The 17,850-nt window shown below is 73.5% G+C and carries 16 protein-coding genes and 1 tRNA gene; 5 read left to right on the forward strand and 12 right to left on the reverse strand.

Going from position 1 to position 17,850, the window contains the following annotated elements:
- Positions 1-314 precede the first annotated feature (314 nt).
- Complete coding sequence (serS, locus tag ABZ858_RS31215) at positions 315-1,592, forward strand: serine--tRNA ligase (protein WP_361386127.1); 1,278 nt, start codon at positions 315-317, stop codon at positions 1,590-1,592.
- Complete coding sequence (locus ABZ858_RS31220) at positions 1,589-2,425, forward strand: HAD family hydrolase (protein ID WP_361386130.1); 837 nt, start codon at positions 1,589-1,591, stop codon at positions 2,423-2,425. The genes serS and ABZ858_RS31220 overlap by 4 nt, the downstream gene beginning before the upstream one ends.
- 192 nt (positions 2,426-2,617) lie before the next feature.
- Here the strand turns inward: ABZ858_RS31220 and ABZ858_RS31225 are convergent.
- The 6 genes from ABZ858_RS31225 to ABZ858_RS31250 form a co-directional block, all read right to left on the reverse strand.
- A tRNA-Ser gene (locus tag ABZ858_RS31225) sits at positions 2,618-2,701 on the reverse strand.
- Positions 2,702-2,989: 288 nt separating this feature from the next.
- Positions 2,990-3,232 carry a hypothetical protein gene (locus tag ABZ858_RS31230; protein ID WP_361386133.1) on the reverse strand — a complete coding sequence of 81 codons (243 nt, stop codon included), beginning with the start codon at positions 3,230-3,232 and terminating at the stop codon, positions 2,990-2,992.
- Positions 3,233-3,377: 145 nt separating this feature from the next.
- Positions 3,378-4,097: an ABC transporter permease gene (locus tag ABZ858_RS31235; RefSeq protein ID WP_361386136.1), complete on the reverse strand. Its 720-nt coding sequence runs from the start codon at positions 4,095-4,097 to the stop codon at positions 3,378-3,380.
- 10 nt (positions 4,098-4,107) lie between these two features.
- Positions 4,108-5,019 carry an ABC transporter ATP-binding protein gene (locus tag ABZ858_RS31240; RefSeq protein WP_361386139.1) on the reverse strand — a complete coding sequence of 304 codons (912 nt, stop codon included), beginning with the start codon at positions 5,017-5,019 and terminating at the stop codon, positions 4,108-4,110.
- A complete protein-coding gene (locus tag ABZ858_RS31245; protein ID WP_361386142.1) occupies positions 5,016-5,930 on the reverse strand; it encodes an ABC transporter permease in 915 nt (304 codons plus the stop codon). The genes ABZ858_RS31240 and ABZ858_RS31245 overlap by 4 nt, the downstream gene beginning before the upstream one ends.
- On the reverse strand, positions 5,923-6,936 hold the full coding sequence (locus tag ABZ858_RS31250; RefSeq protein ID WP_361386416.1) for an ABC transporter ATP-binding protein: 1,014 nt from the start codon (positions 6,934-6,936) through the stop codon (positions 5,923-5,925). The genes ABZ858_RS31245 and ABZ858_RS31250 overlap by 8 nt, the downstream gene beginning before the upstream one ends.
- 237 nt (positions 6,937-7,173) lie before the next feature.
- Here ABZ858_RS31250 and ABZ858_RS31255 point away from each other — a divergent pair, with 237 nt between their 5' ends.
- The 3 genes from ABZ858_RS31255 (at position 7,174) to ABZ858_RS31265 (ending at position 10,114) form a co-directional block, all read left to right on the forward strand.
- A complete protein-coding gene (locus ABZ858_RS31255; protein ID WP_361386144.1) occupies positions 7,174-8,937 on the forward strand; it encodes an SDR family oxidoreductase in 1,764 nt (587 codons plus the stop codon).
- 149 nt (positions 8,938-9,086) lie between these two features.
- Positions 9,087-9,635, forward strand: a complete 549-nt coding sequence (locus tag ABZ858_RS31260) for an RNA 2'-phosphotransferase (protein ID WP_361386147.1) — start codon at positions 9,087-9,089, stop codon at positions 9,633-9,635.
- Between the two features lie 17 nt (positions 9,636-9,652).
- Positions 9,653-10,114, forward strand: a complete 462-nt coding sequence (locus ABZ858_RS31265; RefSeq protein WP_361386150.1) for a hypothetical protein — start codon at positions 9,653-9,655, stop codon at positions 10,112-10,114.
- A gap of 70 nt (positions 10,115-10,184) precedes the next feature.
- Here the strand turns inward: ABZ858_RS31265 and ABZ858_RS31270 are convergent, their stop codons facing one another.
- The 6 genes from ABZ858_RS31270 to lanKC all read right to left on the reverse strand — a co-directional run bounded on the left by ABZ858_RS31270 (position 10,185) and on the right by lanKC (position 17,839).
- Positions 10,185-11,087: an LLM class flavin-dependent oxidoreductase gene (locus ABZ858_RS31270; protein WP_361386153.1), complete on the reverse strand. Its 903-nt coding sequence runs from the start codon at positions 11,085-11,087 to the stop codon at positions 10,185-10,187.
- A gap of 143 nt (positions 11,088-11,230) precedes the next feature.
- The gene (locus ABZ858_RS31275) at positions 11,231-12,259 is read right to left on the reverse strand and encodes a glycosyltransferase (protein ID WP_361386156.1); all 1,029 of its coding nucleotides are present in this window, start codon (positions 12,257-12,259) and stop codon (positions 11,231-11,233) included.
- Between the two features lie 149 nt (positions 12,260-12,408).
- The gene (locus ABZ858_RS31280; protein WP_361386159.1) at positions 12,409-13,038 is read right to left on the reverse strand and encodes a response regulator transcription factor; all 630 of its coding nucleotides are present in this window, start codon (positions 13,036-13,038) and stop codon (positions 12,409-12,411) included.
- A gap of 202 nt (positions 13,039-13,240) precedes the next feature.
- Positions 13,241-13,927 (reverse strand): GPP34 family phosphoprotein, encoded by a 687-nt coding sequence (locus ABZ858_RS31285; RefSeq protein ID WP_361386162.1) that lies wholly within the window; start codon positions 13,925-13,927, stop codon positions 13,241-13,243.
- A 112-nt stretch (positions 13,928-14,039) separates the two neighbouring features.
- Positions 14,040-15,293: a YcaO-like family protein gene (locus tag ABZ858_RS31290; protein WP_361386165.1), complete on the reverse strand. Its 1,254-nt coding sequence runs from the start codon at positions 15,291-15,293 to the stop codon at positions 14,040-14,042.
- A gap of 32 nt (positions 15,294-15,325) precedes the next feature.
- Positions 15,326-17,839 (reverse strand): class III lanthionine synthetase LanKC, encoded by a 2,514-nt coding sequence (gene lanKC, locus ABZ858_RS31295; protein WP_361386168.1) that lies wholly within the window; start codon positions 17,837-17,839, stop codon positions 15,326-15,328.
- Positions 17,840-17,850 lie beyond the last annotated feature (11 nt).

Below are 17,850 nucleotides of genomic sequence, written 5' to 3' on the forward strand. Positions count from 1 at the left end.
GTTTGAACCGGGAATTCTTCCTTCCGTGCGGCTCATCCGGAGTGATCAATTCCGAAGTCCACAGAACTTTCGCACAGCCTGTGGATAACTTTGCGGGAGTCGTGGATTCCTGTGGACAACAGGGCCACCAAGTCCCGTACGCCGCAAGGGAATCCAGTCAACCAGGCGGCCGGCGCCTGCCCCGTTCCAGGGAGCGGCCCGTCCGAAATTGACACCATGCGCAATTCGTCCATGACGGTGAGTGCGGCACCGGCCCGGCGTGGCCCGGAATACCGGGTCGTGAGCGCGAACGCCGCACCGGTAGCCTTGACCGCGTGATTGACCTTCGTCTGCTCCGTGAGGACCCTGACCGTGCGCGCGCCTCGCAGCGCGCCCGTGGAGAGGACGTCGCGCTCGTCGACTCCCTCCTGTCTGCCGACGAGCGGCGCAGGTCGTCCGGCGTCCGCTTCGACGAGCTGCGCGCCGAGCAGAAGGCGCTGGGCAAGCTCATCCCCAAGGCCGCCGGTGACGAGAAGGCCGAGCTGCTGAAGAAGGCGAGCCAGCTCGCCGCCGACGTCAAGGCGGCCGACGCCGAGCGCGACGCGGCCGACGCCGAGACCCAGGAGCTGCTGCTCCGGCTCGGCAACCTCGTCCACCCCGAGGTCCCGGTCGGCGGCGAGGAGGACTTCGTCACCCTGGAGACGCACGGCACGATCCGCGACTTCGCCGACGAGGGCTTCGAGCCCAAGGACCACCTGGAACTGGGACAGCTCCTCGGCGCCATCGACGTGGAGCGCGGCGCGAAGGTCTCCGGCTCGCGCTTCTACTTCCTCACCGGTGTCGGCGCCCTGCTGGAGCTGGCGCTGGTGAACGCGGCGATCGCCCAGGCCACCGCGGCTGGCTTCACCCCGATGCTCACCCCGGCCCTGGTCCGCCCCCAGTCGATGGCGGGCACCGGCTTCCTCGGCCAGGCCGCCCAGGACGTCTACCACCTCGACAAGGACGACCTCTATCTGGTCGGCACGTCCGAGGTGCCGCTCGCGGCGTACCACATGGACGAGATCATCGACGCCGAGCGGCTGCCGCTGCGCTACGCCGGCTTCTCGCCGTGCTTCCGCCGCGAGGCCGGCTCGCACGGCAAGGACACCCGCGGCATCTTCCGCGTGCACCAGTTCGACAAGGTCGAGATGTTCTCCTACGTCGCCCCCGAGGACTCGCGGGCGGAGCACCAGCGGCTGCTGGAGTGGGAGAAGCAGTGGCTGACCTCGCTGGAGCTGCCGTTCCGTGTGATCGACGTGGCCTCGGCCGACCTCGGCTCCTCCGCGGCCCGCAAGTTCGACTGCGAGGCGTGGATCCCGACCCAGCGCAAGTACCGCGAGCTGACCTCCACCTCGGACTGCACCGAGTACCAGTCCCGGCGGCTGTCCATCCGCCTCCGTGACGGCAAGCAGGTCAAGCCGCTGGCCACGCTCAACGGCACCCTGTGCGCCGTGCCGCGCACCATCGTCGCGATCCTGGAGAACCACCAGCAGGCCGACGGCTCCGTGCGTGTGCCCGAGGTGCTGCGCCCCTACCTCGGCGGCCGGGAGGTCCTGGAGCCGCTGGCCAAGTGACCACGACCGCTCCCGCGGCCGCCGGTGAGCTGACCGGCGGCCTGCCCTACCGGCTGGTCGCGACCGACCTCGACGGAACGCTGCTGCGCTCCGACTGGTCCGTCTCGCGGCGCACCCGTGACGCGCTCGCCGCGGCCACCGCGGCGGGCGCCGCGCATCTGGTGGTCACCGGCCGGGCCGTCCCCTGGACCCAGCACGTCCTGGACGACCTCGGTTACCGGGGCCTGGCCGTCTGCGGCCAGGGCGCCCAGGTCTACGACGCGGGGCAGCGGCGGCTGCTGACGTCCGTGACCCTCGACCGGCAGCTGGCCGGTGTGGCCCTGGCCAAGATCGAGGCGGAGGTCGGCCCGCTGTACCTGGCGGCGAGCCGGGACGGCCTGGAGGGCGAGGTGCTGGTGGGCCCCGGGTACGCCCTGGCGGGCTCGCTGCCGGCCACCCCGTTCACCGACGCGTCGGATCTGTGGAGCGCGCCGCTCAACAAGATCTACGTCCAGCACCCGACCCTCTCCGACGACGAGCTGGCCGAGGTGGCCCTGCGGACCGCGGGCGGCTTCGTCTCGGTCACCATGGCGGGCGAGGGCATAGTGGAACTGCTGCCGCTCGGCCTGTCGAAGGCCACCGGCCTCTCGCTGGCCGCACGGCGCCTGGGCCTCAAGGCGGTGGACACGCTCGCCTTCGGCGACATGCCCAACGACATCCCCATGTTCGCCTGGGCCGCCCGCGGCGTGGCCATGGCCAACGCCCACGAGGAACTGAAGGCGGTCGCCGACGAGGTGACGGCCTCCAACGACGAGGACGGCATCGCGACGGTGCTGGAAGGTCTGCTGGGCTGAGGCCGGCGGCCGCGGTTCCAGGCCGGCGGCCGGCCTGGAACGGTGGCTGCCGGGCTGGGCCCGGTCACTGCTGCCAGACCACTGTCGTGGCCGAGCACAGGTCACGGCCGGGCCGGTCACGGTCGGGCGGCGGTCACCGGCCGGGTGCCGGTCACGGCCGGGCGGCGGCCACTGCCGAACCGCCAGGTTCTGCGGAGGATGCGCGGATCGAACGTGCGCGGGGACGACCCGGCCACGGCTCAGCGAGCCGGTGCCTTGCCACTCGGCCGATCCTCCGGGGTGGGCGGCCCACGCGACAGCGGATCGCGTGCTCGAAGCGGCCGCCCCGGGCAGCTCCCCGTGCGGAACGGACTCCTCGGAGCTGATGATCACTCCGAAGTCCGCCGCGGGCTGCCCTGACGGGAGCCGGGCGTACTGCCGTGCACGCCGTGCACGGGCATCGCCCCGCTCCTCCCCCGGAACGCGGCGCCGGGCCGATCCGGCACCGCGGACATCACCACTGTGCCGTGCTGACGATGCCGTCGCCACCGAATTGGCCCGCGCCCGATGGCGGGCCGGCCCCCGTCAGTCCCGCCGCCATCTGCGGCGCCGTGTCTTGCTGAAGAACCATCCCGCGGGCGGCTCGTCGGAGCGCCAGGGCTGGGGTGCGGGCTGCTCGTGGCGCCGGCGGGCGGCGAGCATCCGGGCCCGGGCGGAGGGTTCGGCGGCCTCGGCGGCACGGACGAAGTCGTCGTCCAGGACGATCCCGTCCCAGCCGTCCCCGGTGCTCCCCCGGTCGTCGCCCGGTGCCGCCTCGCCCGCCGCCATCCCCGTCCTCCTGGTCGTCCCCGCGCTGTGCCGCTGTACCGTCCTGCCGCTGTACGGGTCCACCGCGCTGTGTCCGGTCTGCGGGCGGTGGTGTGAAGCCTCCGTCAAGGGCGGTCCGGGCCGGCCGCCCGGAGCCGCCCGGGTCTCACTCCTCGCCGGCCAGCGTCAGGGACCGCAGCTTCTGCCCGGCGTACCAGGTGGCCAGCACGGTCACCAGCACCAGCAGGACCGTCGCCGTCGGCAGCCCGACGTCGGAGGTCACCAGATCCCCGCCGGCGACCTTGTGCGCCACGGCCAGGGCCCACTGCTGGATACTCAGGGTGCGCGCCCCGGGCACCAGGGAGCCGAACAGCGCCTCCCAGACCAGCGCGTACACGAGGCCGAGCACCACCGCGTGCCGGGACACCGTGCCCAGCAGCAGGAAGAGGGCCGCGTAGGCGATGGAGGCGACCAGCGCGGCCACCGTGTAGGCCACGGCGATCTGCTGCCCGTTGCCGTTGAGGATCAGTCCGGCGATCAGTGTCGGGACCGCCGAGAACACCATGGTGACGGCGATCGCCACGATCAGCTTGGTGAAGATGATCGCCGGCCGCTTCAGCGGCTTGGACAGCAGGTACACCACCGAGCCGTCGTCGATCTCCGGCCCGATCGCGCCGGTACCGGCGATGACGCCGATGATCGGCACCATGGTGGCGAGCGCGAAGCCGCCGAGGACGTTCACCGCGGTCTGGTCGTCGGCTCCGGTGAGGGCGCGGACGACCACGGCGATGACGATCAGCAGCAGCGGCAGCGCGCCGAGGATGAGGGCCCGGCGGCGGCCGAGCAGGGCCCGGTAGGTGAGCCGGGCGACTGTGGGGTCGTACATCGTGGGCCTCCTACGCCGCGACCAGATACGAGAAGACGGACTCCAGGGACTCGTCGGACGGCGAGACCGTGAGCAGCCGGATGCCGTGGTCCCGGGCCACCCGCGGGAGCAGGGTGGTGAACCGGCCGAAGTCGACGGCCTGGACGCGCAGCGCTCCCTCGGCCAGGTCGACCTCGATGCCGGCCGTCGACGGGTCCGCGATCAGCGCGGCCGCCAGGGCGCGGTCGTCGCTGGAACGCACCAGATAGCGGTGCGGGCGGTCCGTCATCAGCCGGCGGATCTTGCGGAAGTCGCCGCTGGCCGCGTGCCGTCCGGCGACCACGACCTCGATGTGCCAGGCGAGCTGTTCGACCTCCTCCAGGATGTGGGAGGAGAACAGCACCGTGCGGCCCTCGTCGCCCATGCGCCGCAGCAGCTCCATCAGCTGCATGCGCTGGCGCGGGTCCATGCCGTTGAACGGCTCGTCCAGCAGCAGCAGCGAGGGGTCGTGCACCAGGGCGCTGGCCATCTTCACGCGCTGCCGCATGCCCTTGGAGTAGGTGGAGATCTTCCGGTCCTGGGCGGCCTCCATCTCGACCGTGGCCAGCGCCTTCTGCGCGGCCTTGGCGCCCAGCCCGTGCAGTTCGGCGTTGGCGACGACGAACTCCCGGCCGGTGAGGAAGTCGTACATCGCCTCCCGCTCGGGGACCACGCCGATGTGCCGGTAGATCTGCTCGTTGCGCCACACCGGCCGGCCGTCGAGGGTGACGGTGCCGGTGGAGGGGGCGAGGAAGCCGCCCATCATGTTGATGAGGGTGGACTTCCCGGCGCCGTTGGGGCCGAGCAGGCCGGTGACTCCGGGGCCGATCGTCATGGTGATGTCGTTGACGGCGACCACGTTGCCGAACCAGCGGGAGACGTGGTCGATGCTCAGTGTGGTCACAGTCCCACCTTCTTGTAGCGGCGCAGCAGCAGGCCGTAGGCGGCGGCGATGAGGCCGAGGACCACCAGGACGTAGACCACGCCCTCCCCGCTGCCGGGGCCCGCGGCGCCGGGCGCCGCGGAGGTCGCGCCCAGGAAGGCGGTCTGCACGCCGTCGATCAGGGTGATCGGGGAGAACAGGCCGATCCAGGGGATGGCGCCGGTGCTGCTCTGGGTGTCGGCGATGGCCTCCAGGGTGGAGACCGCGCCGTAGGAGATGACCAGGACGGCGATGACGGCGGCGATGCCGAAGCCGCGGCGCGGGGTGACGGCGGCGACGACCAGGCCGATGCCGGCGAAGAGCAGTGAGAGCAGTGCCACGGAGACGAGTCCTTCGGCGAATCCCTTGGTCTGGTCGGCGAAGTCCAGCTTGGCCAGCAGCGCGCCGACGTAGAGCACGAGCAGCGGGGCGGCGGTCAGGATGAACAGCGCCGAGGCCAGCGCCGCGTACTTGGCGCGGACGTAGTCGGCGGTCTCGATCGGCCGGGAGAAGTACAGCGGCACGGTCTTGAAGCGCAGGTCGCGGGAGACGGACTGGGGTGCCTGCGAGGCGACGTAGAGGCTGATCACGCCCTGCATGATGATCGCGTAGCGGGTGTAGTCGACGGGCAGGTCCTTGGCCTTGGTGGCGACCGCGACGGCGACCATGATGGCCGCGGGCACGCACATCACCACGAAGAGCAGCATCGGCAGCACCTTGGACTTCGCCGAGCGGCCGAGGCCGTAGGCGCCGCGCAGGGACTGCGAGTACAGCGAGCGGCGGGCGTAGGCGCGGCCGAGGCGGGGGCCGTCGTAGGTGCGGTAGCCGATGTTGTGGATGCGGGTCTGGTCACCCGTCGGTGGTGCCGGTGTCCGCAAGGGCTGCTCAGCCATGGTCGACCGCCTCCTTCCGCTGTCCTTCGCGCTGTTCGTCGTCCCGGAAGACCTCCGAGATGTGGTGCCGGCGCTGCTCCATGCGCACCAGGCCGAGGCCGAGGTCCGCGATGACGTCCCGGACCACGTCGTACGTCTCCTCGCCCTGCGCGGTCAGCAGCAGGACGTGTCCCGCGCCCGGCAGGCCGCTGCCGTCCTCGGTCCGCACACCGCGCGCGAGGAGTGCCTCGCGCACCGCGCGGGTGCCGTCCGGGTGGGCGTCGCTGTCGGTGACCTCGACGGCGAGGGTGGTCGTGGTCTGGGTGAAGTCGGTGGTGGAGCTGGAGCGCAGGAGCTTGCCGCCGTCGACCACAACGACGTGGTCGCAGGTGCGCTCCAGCTCGCCCAGCAGGTGGGAGGTGACCAGGACCGAGATGCCGAAGTCGGTGTGGATGCGGCGGATCAGGCCGAGCATGTCGTCGCGGCCGACCGGGTCGAGGCCGTTGGTCGGCTCGTCGAGGAAGACCAGCTGCGGGTCGTGCACCAGGGCCTGGGCGAGCTTGACGCGCTGCTTCATGCCGGTGGAGTAGCCGCCGATGGGGCGGTAGCGCTCCTCGTAGAGGCCGACGTGGCGCAGCGTGTCCGCGGTGCGCTCGCGCGCGGCGGTGGGCGGCAGGCCGGACATGCGCGCCATGTGGACGACGAACTCGGTGGCCGAGACGTCGGGCGGCAGGCAGTCGTGCTCCGGCATGTAGCCGACGCGCTCGCGGATGGCGGCGCCCTTGGTGGCGACGTCGAGGCCGAGCACCTCGGCGCGGCCCTCCGTGGCCGGGGACAGACCCAGAAGGATCTTGATGAGCGTGGACTTGCCGGCTCCGTTGGCTCCGACGAGTCCGGTCACACCGGGCCCGACGTCCACGGAGAGCCGGTCGAGTGCGGTCACCCGGGGGAACCGCTTGCTCAGGCTTTCGGTCGCGATCACAGTCACGTCTTCGACAGTAGTGACAGGCGCCACGCGGGTCGTCAGACCGCAGAGCCGTCTTCGTATCCCTCTCCGGTATTACGGAGCCCTAGGGGTCACGCCCCGGAAGTACCGGACCCGCGGGTGGAGCCGGGTGGAAACCGGGTGGAGCCGGACCCCTCCCGCCCTATTGACGTTCCGTCTAACAACTGTCACAGTCGCCGGAGTCGTGTGCGGGTGACGGGTACGTATCCCCAGCGAGGGGCGAGCACGGGCAGTGCGTCGCCGGGCAGAGGAGAGGTGATGCGCGTGTCGTCGCTGAAGGGCGCGCGGGAGCGCCGGGTGCGGGCCGGCGAGGTCGAGCTGTGCGTGGCCGAACTGGGGGACCCGCGGCGGCCGACGGTCGTCCTGGTGCACGGCTACCCGGACAGCAAGGAGGTCTGGTCCGAGGTGGCCGAGCGGCTGGCCGGCCGGTTCCACGTGGTGCTGTACGACGTCCGGGGCCACGGCCGCTCCACGGCTCCGCGGCCCCTGCGCGGCGGCTTCACCCTGGAGAAGCTCACCGACGACTTCCTCGCGGTCGCGGACGCGGTCAGCCCCGGCGAGCCGGTGCACCTGGTGGGGCACGACTGGGGGTCGGTGCAGTCCTGGGAGTTCGTCACCGTCGAACGTACCAAGGGCCGGATCGCCTCCTTCACCTCCATGTCCGGGCCGTCGCTCGACCACTTCGGCCACTGGATCGGCGCGCGCCTCAAGCGCCCCACCCCGCGCCGGGTGGGGCAGCTCCTCGGCCAGGGCGCCAAGTCCTGGTACGTGTACCTGCTGCACACGCCGGTGCTGCCGGAGCTGGCCTGGCGCGGCCCGCTCGGCAAGCGCTGGCCGAAGATCCTCCAGCGCGTCGAGAAGGTGCCCGGCGGCGACTACCCGACCCCGTCGCTGCCCCAGGACGCGGCGCACGGCGCCTGGCTGTACCGGGACAACGTACGGACCCGGCTGCGCAGGCCGCGGCCGGACGCCCACGCCCATGTGCCCGTGCAGCTCATCACCCCGGTGGACGACGCGTTCCTGTCGGAGCGGCTGTACGACGGCCTGGAGCAGTGGGTTCCGCGGCTGGTGCGGCGCACGCTGCCCGCCAAGCACTGGGTCCCGCGCACCCGGCCCGACCGGCTGGCCGACTGGATCGCGGAGTTCGTGACCGCGACCGACACCGGACGCCCGCTGCCCGCCGCCACCGGCAGGTACGCCGACCGCTTCGCCGGGCAGCTCGTGCTGGTCACCGGCGCGGGCAGCGGCATCGGGCGGGCCACCGCGCTCGCCTTCGCCGAGGCCGGGGCCCGGGTGATCGCGGTGGACCGGGACGCCGGGGCCGCGGCCCGCACCGCCGAGCTGGCCCGGCCGCTCGGCGCGCCGGCCGCCTGGGCGGAGACGGTGGACGTCTCCGACGAGCAGGCCATGGAGAAGCTGGCCGCGAAGGTGGCCGCCGAGTACGGCGTCGTGGACGTGCTGGTGAACAACGCCGGCATCGGGCTGTCCGGCGCGTTCCTCGACCACACCGCGGAGGACTGGCGCAAGGTCCTGGACGTCAACCTGTGGGGCGTGATCCACGGCTGCCGGCTCTTCGGGAAGCAGATGGCCGAGCGCGGGCAGGGCGGCCACATCGTCAACACCGCGTCCGCGGCCGCCTACCAGCCCTCCCGGGCGCTGCCCGCGTACAGCACCTCCAAGGCGGCGGTGCTGATGCTCAGCGAGTGCCTGCGCGCGGAGTTGGCGGACCAGGGGATCGGGGTCACGGCGATCTGCCCCGGCTTCGTGAACACGGCCATCACGGCGACCGCGCGGTTCACGGGTGTGGACGCGGCGGAGGAGAAACGCCGGCAGAAGCGCGCGGCCCGTCTGTACGGACTGCGCGACTACCCGCCGGAGAAGGTGGCCGAGGCGGTCCTGCGCGCGGTCGTCCGCGACGAGGCCGTGGTGCCGGTGACGCCGGAGGCCCGTCTCTTCCACGCCATGTCCCGCTTCACCCCGCGGGCGCTGCGCAGGCTGGCGCGGGTGCAGCCGAAGGTGTGAGGGCGTCCGGCGCCTAAATCCCCCGGATCGGCGGCCAGTTGTCCACAGTTTCGCCAATTCACCTGTGGATAACCCCACTTGGCTGTGGATCAAACCTCCGGGGCGAAAAACAGTCGCGTGACGCTCGTTACTCCCGGCACGCTGGTGGCATGGACGGAAGACGCGCCGCGCAGGTGTCGAAGTACCTCTCCAGGCACCTGCGCCACCAGCCCGGGAGGATCGGGCTCGCCCTCGACGAGAACGGCTGGGTGGCGATCGACGCCCTGCTCGCGGCCGCCGCCGCCCACGGGTTCAGGATCAGCCGCGAGGAGCTGGACCACGTGGTCGCCACCAACGACAAGCAGCGCTTCGCGATCGAGGGCGGCCGCATCCGCGCCAACCAGGGCCACAGCGTCGAGGTCGACCTCGGCCTGCCCGCGGCCACCCCGCCGGCGTACCTCTACCACGGCACCGTGGCCCGCGCGCTGGACGCGATCCGCGCCGAGGGCCTGCGGCCCATGGACCGGCACGACGTGCACCTGTCCGCCGACCGGGAGACCGCGACCCGTGTCGGCGCCCGCCGCGGCCGCCCAGTGGTGCTCGCCGTGGACGCCGCCGCCATGCACCGCGACGGCCACGTCTTCCGCGTCAGTGCCAACGGGGTGTGGCTGACACCGGCCGTGCCGCCGCGCTACCTGCGGTTTCCCGCCGCGCACTGATCCCGGTGCGGTCCGGCATGATCGAGGCCATGGACCGCCACCTTCCGACGACCGAGGCCGCCGTCACCGCCTGCCGCGACATCGCCGCCGTGTACGCCCGCGAGATCGAGGTGACGCACGACATCGGCGCCGACCAGACCTCCCGCCGCAGCGCCGCGGGCGTCGGTGTCACCACCGATCCGGACGGCTCGCTGCCGCACGAGGCCTTCGTCGAGTTCGGCGGGCTGCCCCGGATCACCGTGCGGCTCTACCCGGACGACGACGCGCTGATCACCGTGGAGGGCGTCGAGTTCCACGACCTCCCCCGTGACGAGGTCCCCGCCTTCCTGCGGGCCGTCCTGGACGGCAGGGCGTTCGTCAGGGGCCGGCGCTTCCCGCCCGGCTACCGGCTGGTCGTCCCGCTGCCCGGCGACCGCACGTACAGGGAACTCGTCCCGATGCTGGGCCTCACCCCGTGGCTGAACGGGCGGGTGCGGTGAGTGCCGGGCGCTGTTTCACGTGAAACACCTCACGTGAAACACCCCGGACGGCGCCGGCGACCGCCCTGGCTCACCCCAGCTGGGCCGCGGCCTCCGTGGCGATCTCCTCGAACACGGTCTCGTCCGCGGCGAAGTCGGAGTCGGGGATCGGCCAGTGCAGCACGATCTCGGTGAAGCCCAGCTCCTGGTGGCGGCCGGCGAAGTCCACGAACGCCCCCAGGCTCTCCAGCGGACGGCCGCGGTCCGGAGTGAAGCCGGTGAGCAGGATCTTCTCCAGGCCGGCCGCGTCCCGCCCGATGCCCGCGCAGGCCTTGCCGAGCCTTTCGACCTGCCCGCGGATCGCCGCCACGGACTCCTCGGGAGTGCCCTCCTCGAACAGCTTTGGGTCACCCGTCGTCACCCACGCCTGCCCGTACCGGGCGGCCAGGTCCAGGCCGCGGGGACCGGTCGCCGCCACCGCGAACGGCAGCCGGGGCCGCTGGACGCAGCCCGGCAGGTTCCGGGCCTCGTCGGCGGAGTAGTAGGTGCCGCGCCGGGTGACGGCGGGCTCCGTGAGCAGCTCGTCGAGCAGCGGCAGGAACTCCCCGAGCCGGTCCGCGCGCTCCTTCGGCGTCCACGCCTCCTGCCCCAGCGCGGTCGCGTCGAAGCCGTTGCCGCCGGCCCCGATGCCGAGGGTGACACGGCCGCCCGAGATGTCGTCCAGGGAGATCAGTTCCTTGGCGAGCGTGACGGGGTGCCGGAAGTTGGGCGAGGTCACCAGGGTGCCCAGGCGCAGCCGCCGGGTGGCCGTCGCGGCGGCGGTGAGCGTGGGGAGCGCGCCGAACCAGGGCCCGTCGCGGAAGCTGCGCCAGGACAGGTGGTCGTAGGTATAGGCGGCGTGGAAGCCGAGTTCCTCAGCCCGCTGCCACTTGCCGCGGCCCCCCTCGTGCCAGCGGTCGACGGGGAGGATCACGGCGCTCAGACGCAGACTCATGGGGAGGAGCTTACGTGGGCGTCCGCCGGGCGCCCGCCCTGTCGTACGCCCCTCCTGTCGTACGCCCGCCCTGTCGTACGCCCGCCCTGTCGCAGCGGACAGGGGCAGGGCGGAGGAGGGTGGCCGATGGCCGGCGCCGGACCTCACCGGGCGTCGGCCAGGACGCGCCGGGAGAGGTCGGCGATCAGCCGGAACGTGCCCGGCTGGGTGCGGCGGGCCGCCTCCAGGATCCGGCGGGCGTGTCCGGCACTCGCGCAGCGCAGGGGCTGGGCGAGGACGAAGCGGTCGCGCTGCCGGTACACCACGAGCCCCGAACGCAGGGGCGCCCCCGCCACCATGGCCGCGGTCAGCTCCGCAGTGGGGTCGCCGGCCCAGCCGAGGGGGCGCACGAAGTCGTCCGAGGCGACCAGACGGGTCAGCCAGGCGCGGGAGTCGGCGGCGTGGACGGCGCGGAACTCCTCGTCACGGAGCCCGGACTCCAGCTCGCGGAGCACCGCGTGCGCGTGACGCGGGTCGTCGTAGGCCGCGAGCGGCATGTGGTGGGCGACGGGCAGCCGGTGCCGCCGGGTGCCGACGTCGTCGAGCAGGACGGCGGTGCGGTCCGTGACGGTGGTGAAGCGGGCGCCGCCGTCGCTCATCCGCAGCCACAGGTCCCAGTCCTCCAGCCCGCCCGCCGTCCGCCAGCCGCCGGCCCGCTCGGCCAGGCCCCGCCGGTGGGCCACGCGCGACGGTTCGAAAATCGGGCCGAGGACCTGCATCTCGGGGTGCCAGCACATCGCGTACGGCTCCGAGCGGGACGTGGTCCGCTCGTGCCGATCATGGAGTTCGAAGCCGGTGGCGACCAGCTCCGCGCCCGCGTCGACCGCCGCCAGGACCGTACTCAGGTGGCCGGTGCGCCACCGGTCGTCGTGGTCGAGGTAGGCGATCACCTCGCCGCAGGCCTCGGCCAGCGCGGTGGCGCGCGGTCCGCTGGGGTGGCCGTGGCGCCGGGTGCGGACCAGGCGGACCCGCGCGTCCTCACGGGCCGTCGCCCGGACCACGTCGTCCGTGTCGTCGGTGCTGCCGTCCGACACGACGATCATCTCCCAGTCGGGCATCGACTGGGCGCGCACGGAGTCCAGCGTCGGCGCCAGCGCGTGGCTCCGGTTGAACGTCGGGCAGACCACCGACACACGAGGGACCCGAGAGCGCACGATCGTCAACTTTCCGCAGCGGGAGACCGGGAGGCGCAACCGAGGCTAACCGGCGCGCCCCCGGGAAGCCCCCGCCGCGGGACCGGCCCGTCCCCGCCCGGGGGCGGGGAATCCCGGGTACCGGCCGCTCAGGCGGCGTGGCCGGTGCCGGACCGGGCCAGCGCCCCCCTGTGGAGCGCCACCACGAGCTGGGCACGGTCACGGCAGCGCAGCTTGCGCAGGGCGTTGGAGACGTGGAACTTCACCGTGGACCGCTCGATGGTCAGGCGCTGGGCGATCTCCGCGTTGGACAGCCCCTCGGCGACCAGCCGCGCGATGTCGCTCTCCCGCTCGGTCAGCCGCTCGGCACCGGTGGCGGGCACGCCCGACCCGGTGGGCACGGGCAGCTGGGCCAGTACGCGCGGGACCAGTTCCGGCGATATCCAGCCGCGTCCGGTCAGCACCTGGGCCACGGCGGTCACGAAACCCTGGTCGGGATCGTCACGGTCGACGATGCCGGCCGGGCGGCGCCCGCACGCCGTGTCCCAGAACGGGTCGTCACAGCCGCGGACCAGCACGATGACCGGCATCCGGGAGGAGAGCGCGCGAGCGGGATCGGCGGCCAGCGCGACGGACTCCACGACCAGGACGCCCGCCGGGGGAACGGGCGCCGGCCCGGACGTGTCCCACGAGACGACGTCCCGGCCGGCCTCGGTGAGGGCCTCGCTCACCCGGCGGTGCAGCGACGGCGTGGTGATGGCCAGCGCGATTCGTTCCATGCTTCCCCCGCTTCCGATACGCCGGGGTGCACTCGCTCGACAGGTCCGGGTGGTCGCCCCGAACGAAGCGCCGCCCCCACGACGTACTTGATCGATAAGCGGAACCTAACACGCTCAGTTAGCCGGTTTCCGCCCCGGGTGTCCGGAACGACGCGCTGTGCCCCAACCTCAAATTTCCCTCTGAGAAGCGGGGTTTGCCCTGCTAGGAAGGGTTGTGCAGCGCCAGGCCCACCGCGGTCCCGGTGGTGAACGACGCCAGTGCGACCAGTACCGAATCGGTCAGCCGGCGCACCGTGGGCGTGGCCGCGTTCCCCTCGGCGATCTCGGCCATGCGGCGCTCGACGGCGGCCGGGTCGGCCTCCGGGAAGGCCGGCCGGCGCAGTCCGCCGTGGTGCAGGAGCACGACGAGTCCGGCGGTGCGCGCGTCCGGTTCCCGGCCCTCGACGAGCACCTCGGCCAGCACGCGGCGCAGTTCCGCCTCGACGCTGCCGTCGGCCTCCGGGTACCGGCTGGTGCGGAACAGGCCGAGCACGCGCCGCTGTTCCTCGCGCAGGACGCCCTTGTCGAGGAGTGCCTGACGCGCGGCGGTGAACGCCTCCCGGCGCAGCGCGAAGATCCACTTCTGGATCTCGTCGCGCTGCCCGTCCCGCGTCCCGCCGGTGTCCCCGGCCGCGAGCCGGGCGAGGACCGGGTCGAGCGCGGGGTCGTCGAGGGGGGTGGCGTCGACCACGGTCAGCCGGTCGCCCTCCGCGCGGATACGGCCGGCCCGTTCCAGCTCCAGCAGGGCGGCCGCGGCGGTCACGTACTCGGCCTGCGGCTGCTGCCGTGCCTGGCCCGTGGTGTCGTCCAGGGACAGCAGCAGGATCTGCTCGCCGACGGTGGTGTTCATGTGGGGGTCCCCGATTCGGTGGTGGTCGTGTGGGTTCTGCTCTCCGGCTCCGGACGGCCGAAACACCGCGGCCGACGAGCCGGGGGCGTACGGCCTCGCGGCCCGTGAGACGTTACGGCAGCGGATGCGGTGCGGTGGGGGGCCGGCCTGCGGTCCCGGGCCGCGCGGCCACGAGACCGGTACGGGCCTCGGCGGTGGCCAGGCGTCGCGGGTGGCGGGTGAAGCCCAGCGTCTCGTTCATGCGCAGCGGCTGGAGTCCGGCCGGGACGACCTTGACCGCCGCCCAGCCCATCTCCCGCAGCCCGGCCGGCAGCCGGTGCGTGAGATCGACGGCCAGCGGGTCGCCGCCTTGGGCGATCAGGTCCCGCACGATGCCGTCGGTGCTCACCGGATGCGTGGGGCGCGGCGGGCGGGGCGCGGCGAAGCCCTCGGTCCAGGCGCCGACCCGGGCGAAGTTCTCCGCGGAGGCCACGTGCCGCAGCCGGTCGTCGTCGTCCAGGACGGCGGCGGGCGCGGCACCGTAGCCCTGCTCCTGACGCCCGTTGACGATCGCCGACCGCACCTGCAGCGCCTCCTGGAGGGCGCCGAGCATGCTCCAGCGGACGTCGTCCACGGCATTGCAGCCGACGGTCGCCAGGCTGCCCTCCGCGTCGAGGACGACACCGACCGTGCAGGCCACACCGGTGACCGCGGTCGGCAGGTCCGCCAGCAGCGGTACGAGCCCCGCCCGGCACGCCGTGTCCCACAGCCGCCGCAGCCGGCCGTCGCCACGGGCCTCGGCCGTGTCCAGGGGGCGCAGCCGCAACTGGCGTTCCCACGCCACGACGAAGGCGTCCCGCTCCACCGTCTCCAGCAGGGCCGAGCGCAGCGCCCGGTCGTATCCGTGCCCCGACGCGGCGCCCGAGGGGCCCGGATCGAACAGTCCGTGCGCGTCGGCCGCCGGGTGGTCCACCAGCGGCGCCGGTACCAGGACGGTGGCACCGTCGCGCAGCCGCCGGGCCGGGTACCAGGTCAGCACCGTGTCCGCGGCGCGCGGATCGCCCAGCGCGTGCCGCGCGAAGTCCAGTCGGCGGCCGGTCAGTTCGGACGCGCGTCCGCGGACCGTTCCGGGCGGTTCGGTGCCCTGGGGGAACAGCGCGTACCGCTCGACCGCCTCGCCCACCCCGCGTACCAGCGCGTCCTGCCGGGAGTGGCCGTAGGCGCCCACCACCCGGGGGCTGAGCAGTTTGCCGGTGCCGTCGTCGCGCCCGCACGAGAGCCGTACGAGGACGCGCCACAGCAGGTCGTGCGGCGGGGCCGGCGGCAGCAGGGACGCGTCCGTCGCCAGGCCGGCGGCGGGGTCGAGGGTGGCCAGGAAGTCGATCACGGGCGGTTCCTGTCGGGGTGGGGCACGGGTGGTCAGAAGAACGGCAGCATGCCGCGCCGCCCGGTGAGGGCGGCGTGCAGGGCCAGCAGGACACCGGCCGTGCCCGTGGCCAGGTCGGCCGAGATCCGCAGGCACTGCTGGCCGAGGAAGGCGAGGCGCCCCCGGTCGTGCACCGCGTGCAGGGCGAGGCCGTCCAGGTGGGCGCGGAGCACGGCCGCGTCGGGACGGCCGTCCGTGAGGCGCAGATGGACCTGGAGCACCCCGGCCCGGCCGTGGAACAGTCCGGCCTGGGAGCAGAAGGGCAGGGACGTGGCGTCGCGGATCGCGTCCCGGGCGCGGGTCAGGCCGGGGTCGGGGCGGTGCCGCAGCAGGTCGTGCAGGACGAGTCCGGTGCCGCCGGAGCCGCTCGCGACCAGCGGCAGCCGGCCGGCCGAATCCGGTGGGAAGCCCGTTCCGTCCCAGCCGAGCCGGCGGAGATCCGCGCGCAGGCGTTGCTCGGCGCCGTCGAGCAGTTCCGGCTGCCCGGTCCGCTCGTACAGCCGCAGCAGGAACAGCGCCGCTCCGGACGGGCCGCGTACCAGGCCCAGCGGGGGCCGTTCCCGGTCGGCCGGGCGGTCGGTGAGGCGGGCGGCGATGTCGAGGACGCCGGGCAGCCGTCCGGCGTCGCCGCGGGCCAGGTGCAGCCGGGTCAGGCCCACGCCCGCCAGACCGTCGTACAGGCTGTCGTCGAGCCGGTCCAGGTCGGCGTCGGTGATCCGGTCCAGCAGGTCGCTCGCGTCCGCCGGGCGGCCCAGGCCGTCCAGGGCGTAGGCGATGCCCGCCAGGCCCCGGAAGAAGCCGGGCGCCGGGTCCCGGGCGGTGCGCGCCCGCTCGGCCAGCCAGTCGAGGTGGCCGGCGCCCGCGGTGGCGCCCGCCCGGTCCAGCGCCCACAGCACGCCGGCCGCCCCGTAGGCGAACCCGGCGCCGCCCAGGGGGGTGAAGAACTGCTCCGCGTCGCCCGGGAAGAGGCGGTCCGTGCGTTCGGGGGAGGCACCGGCGAGGACGCCCTGGACCAGCTCCGCCCGCAGCGCGGGCCAGTCGCCCGCCCGGGGCGCGGTCCACACCGGCCGGCCCGGGTCGTCCAGGCCGAGGTCGGCCCGCACCCGCCCGGCGAAGCCGGCCGGCACCGGGAAGTGCCCGGCGATCATGTCGAGCAGTTCCTGCGCCCTGCCCGGTGTCCACGGCACCGCTGCCGCGAGCGGGGCGAACAGCGCCAGTCGCAGGCACCCCAGCGCGTACCGGTCCACGGCGCGGCCCATGTACCCGGCCGGTGCCATGAAGCCGACCGCGCCCATGTGCTGGACCGCCTCGTCGGCCGCGTCGCTGGCGGTCTCGAAGTCGATGAAGGTGACCTCGGCGCCGTCGTCGCCGGGGCCGATGAGGATGTTGCCCGGGTGCAGGTCGCCGAAGACCACCCCGCGGTCGTGCAGGCCGCGCACGCCCTCCTCGATCCTGGCCAGGACCCGCAGCGCCCAGTCGGTGTAGGCGGCGAACACCTCGGGTTCGGCGGCGGAGTCGCGGCCCCGCAGCAGCGGGTTGCGGTCCAGGAGTTCCTTGGACAGGGCCCGGCCCTCGACGTAGGCGCGGACCAGGAAGTAGTGCTCGTGCCCCTTGCGGTAGTCCAGCAGTTCGGGGACGCAGGGCAGGCCCTGGAGCCGGTCCAGCGCCCAGTGCTCCTGCCGGTGCCGGGCGACCGCGTCCCGTCCGTCGGCGTCCAGCCCGGCGTGCGGGCGGGCCTCGCGCAGCAGGACGTCGGCGCCGGTGCGGGTGTCGACGCCGCGGTAGACGCCGCCGCCGTTGGAGAAGTGCAGGGCGGAGGTGACCCGGTAGGGGAAGTCGCCCAGCGTGCCGGAGTCGCGCGCGGCGACCGCCTCGGCGAGGCAGTCGGGCAGCGTGACCCACTCGGGCGGGCGGAAACCGGGGCCGCGGCGGTCGGGCACCAGCTCGCCCTGGGGGTCCTCGATGCAGTAGACCAGCTCGCCGTTCTCGGCGCGGACCGCCTGCAGCACGAACCCGCCGTAGCGCACGTACAGCGGTCCGCCGCGCCAGCGCAGGTCGCTGAGGATGTACGGGCCCTCCTGGCCCTCCAGCAGGCCGCCCAGCTCGTCGAGGACCCGCGCGAGATGGCCGTCGTCCACGGGATACACGGTGACGAACTTGCCGCTGGCGCTGCGGTCGCCGTACTTGCTGTTGCGGCGCTTGAGCACCCCGGGTCCGCGCAGGTACTTGAACATCACGCCCTCGGCGACGCAGTACCGGTGCACCACGTCGAGGATGTGGCCGGCGTTGCCGAGGGTCGCCGAGACGTGGATCTTCCAGCCCTGCCGGGGCAGGCCGGCGTTCGGCGGGGTCATCACGACCCACTCGGCGCCCGGGGCGCGCGTCCAGCCCTCCGGCAGGTCCTGGCTCGTGGCCGGGAAGTCGTCCTCGTGCGCGGCCGCGGTGGCGGGCAGGTCGAAGTACGGCGTGCCCGCGGGGCAGTAGCCGAGGTGTCGCATGATGTCCATGGGTGGTCCTC

The sequence above is a fragment of the Streptomyces sp. NPDC047017 genome, from assembly GCF_040644175.1.
GTDB lineage: Bacteria > Actinomycetota > Actinomycetes > Streptomycetales > Streptomycetaceae > Streptomyces.

Excerpts from the sequence above, each read along its gene's own strand:
- ABZ858_RS31230 (WP_361386133.1), bottom strand. The coding sequence starts at position 3,232 with ATGGCGGCGGGCGAGGCGGCACCGGGCGACGACCGGGGGAGCACCGGG.
- ABZ858_RS31235 (WP_361386136.1), bottom strand. The coding sequence starts at position 4,097 with ATGTACGACCCCACAGTCGCCCGGCTCACCTACCGGGCCCTGCTCGGC.
- ABZ858_RS31245 (WP_361386142.1), bottom strand. The coding sequence starts at position 5,930 with ATGGCTGAGCAGCCCTTGCGGACACCGGCACCACCGACGGGTGACCAG.
- ABZ858_RS31255 (WP_361386144.1), top strand. The coding sequence starts at position 7,174 with ATGCGCGTGTCGTCGCTGAAGGGCGCGCGGGAGCGCCGGGTGCGGGCC.
- ABZ858_RS31260 (WP_361386147.1), top strand. The coding sequence starts at position 9,087 with ATGGACGGAAGACGCGCCGCGCAGGTGTCGAAGTACCTCTCCAGGCAC.
- ABZ858_RS31265 (WP_361386150.1), top strand. The coding sequence starts at position 9,653 with ATGATCGAGGCCATGGACCGCCACCTTCCGACGACCGAGGCCGCCGTC.
- ABZ858_RS31270 (WP_361386153.1), bottom strand. The coding sequence starts at position 11,087 with ATGAGTCTGCGTCTGAGCGCCGTGATCCTCCCCGTCGACCGCTGGCAC.
- ABZ858_RS31280 (WP_361386159.1), bottom strand. The coding sequence starts at position 13,038 with ATGGAACGAATCGCGCTGGCCATCACCACGCCGTCGCTGCACCGCCGG.
- ABZ858_RS31285 (WP_361386162.1), bottom strand. The coding sequence starts at position 13,927 with ATGAACACCACCGTCGGCGAGCAGATCCTGCTGCTGTCCCTGGACGAC.
- lanKC (WP_361386168.1), bottom strand. The coding sequence starts at position 17,839 with ATGGACATCATGCGACACCTCGGCTACTGCCCCGCGGGCACGCCGTAC.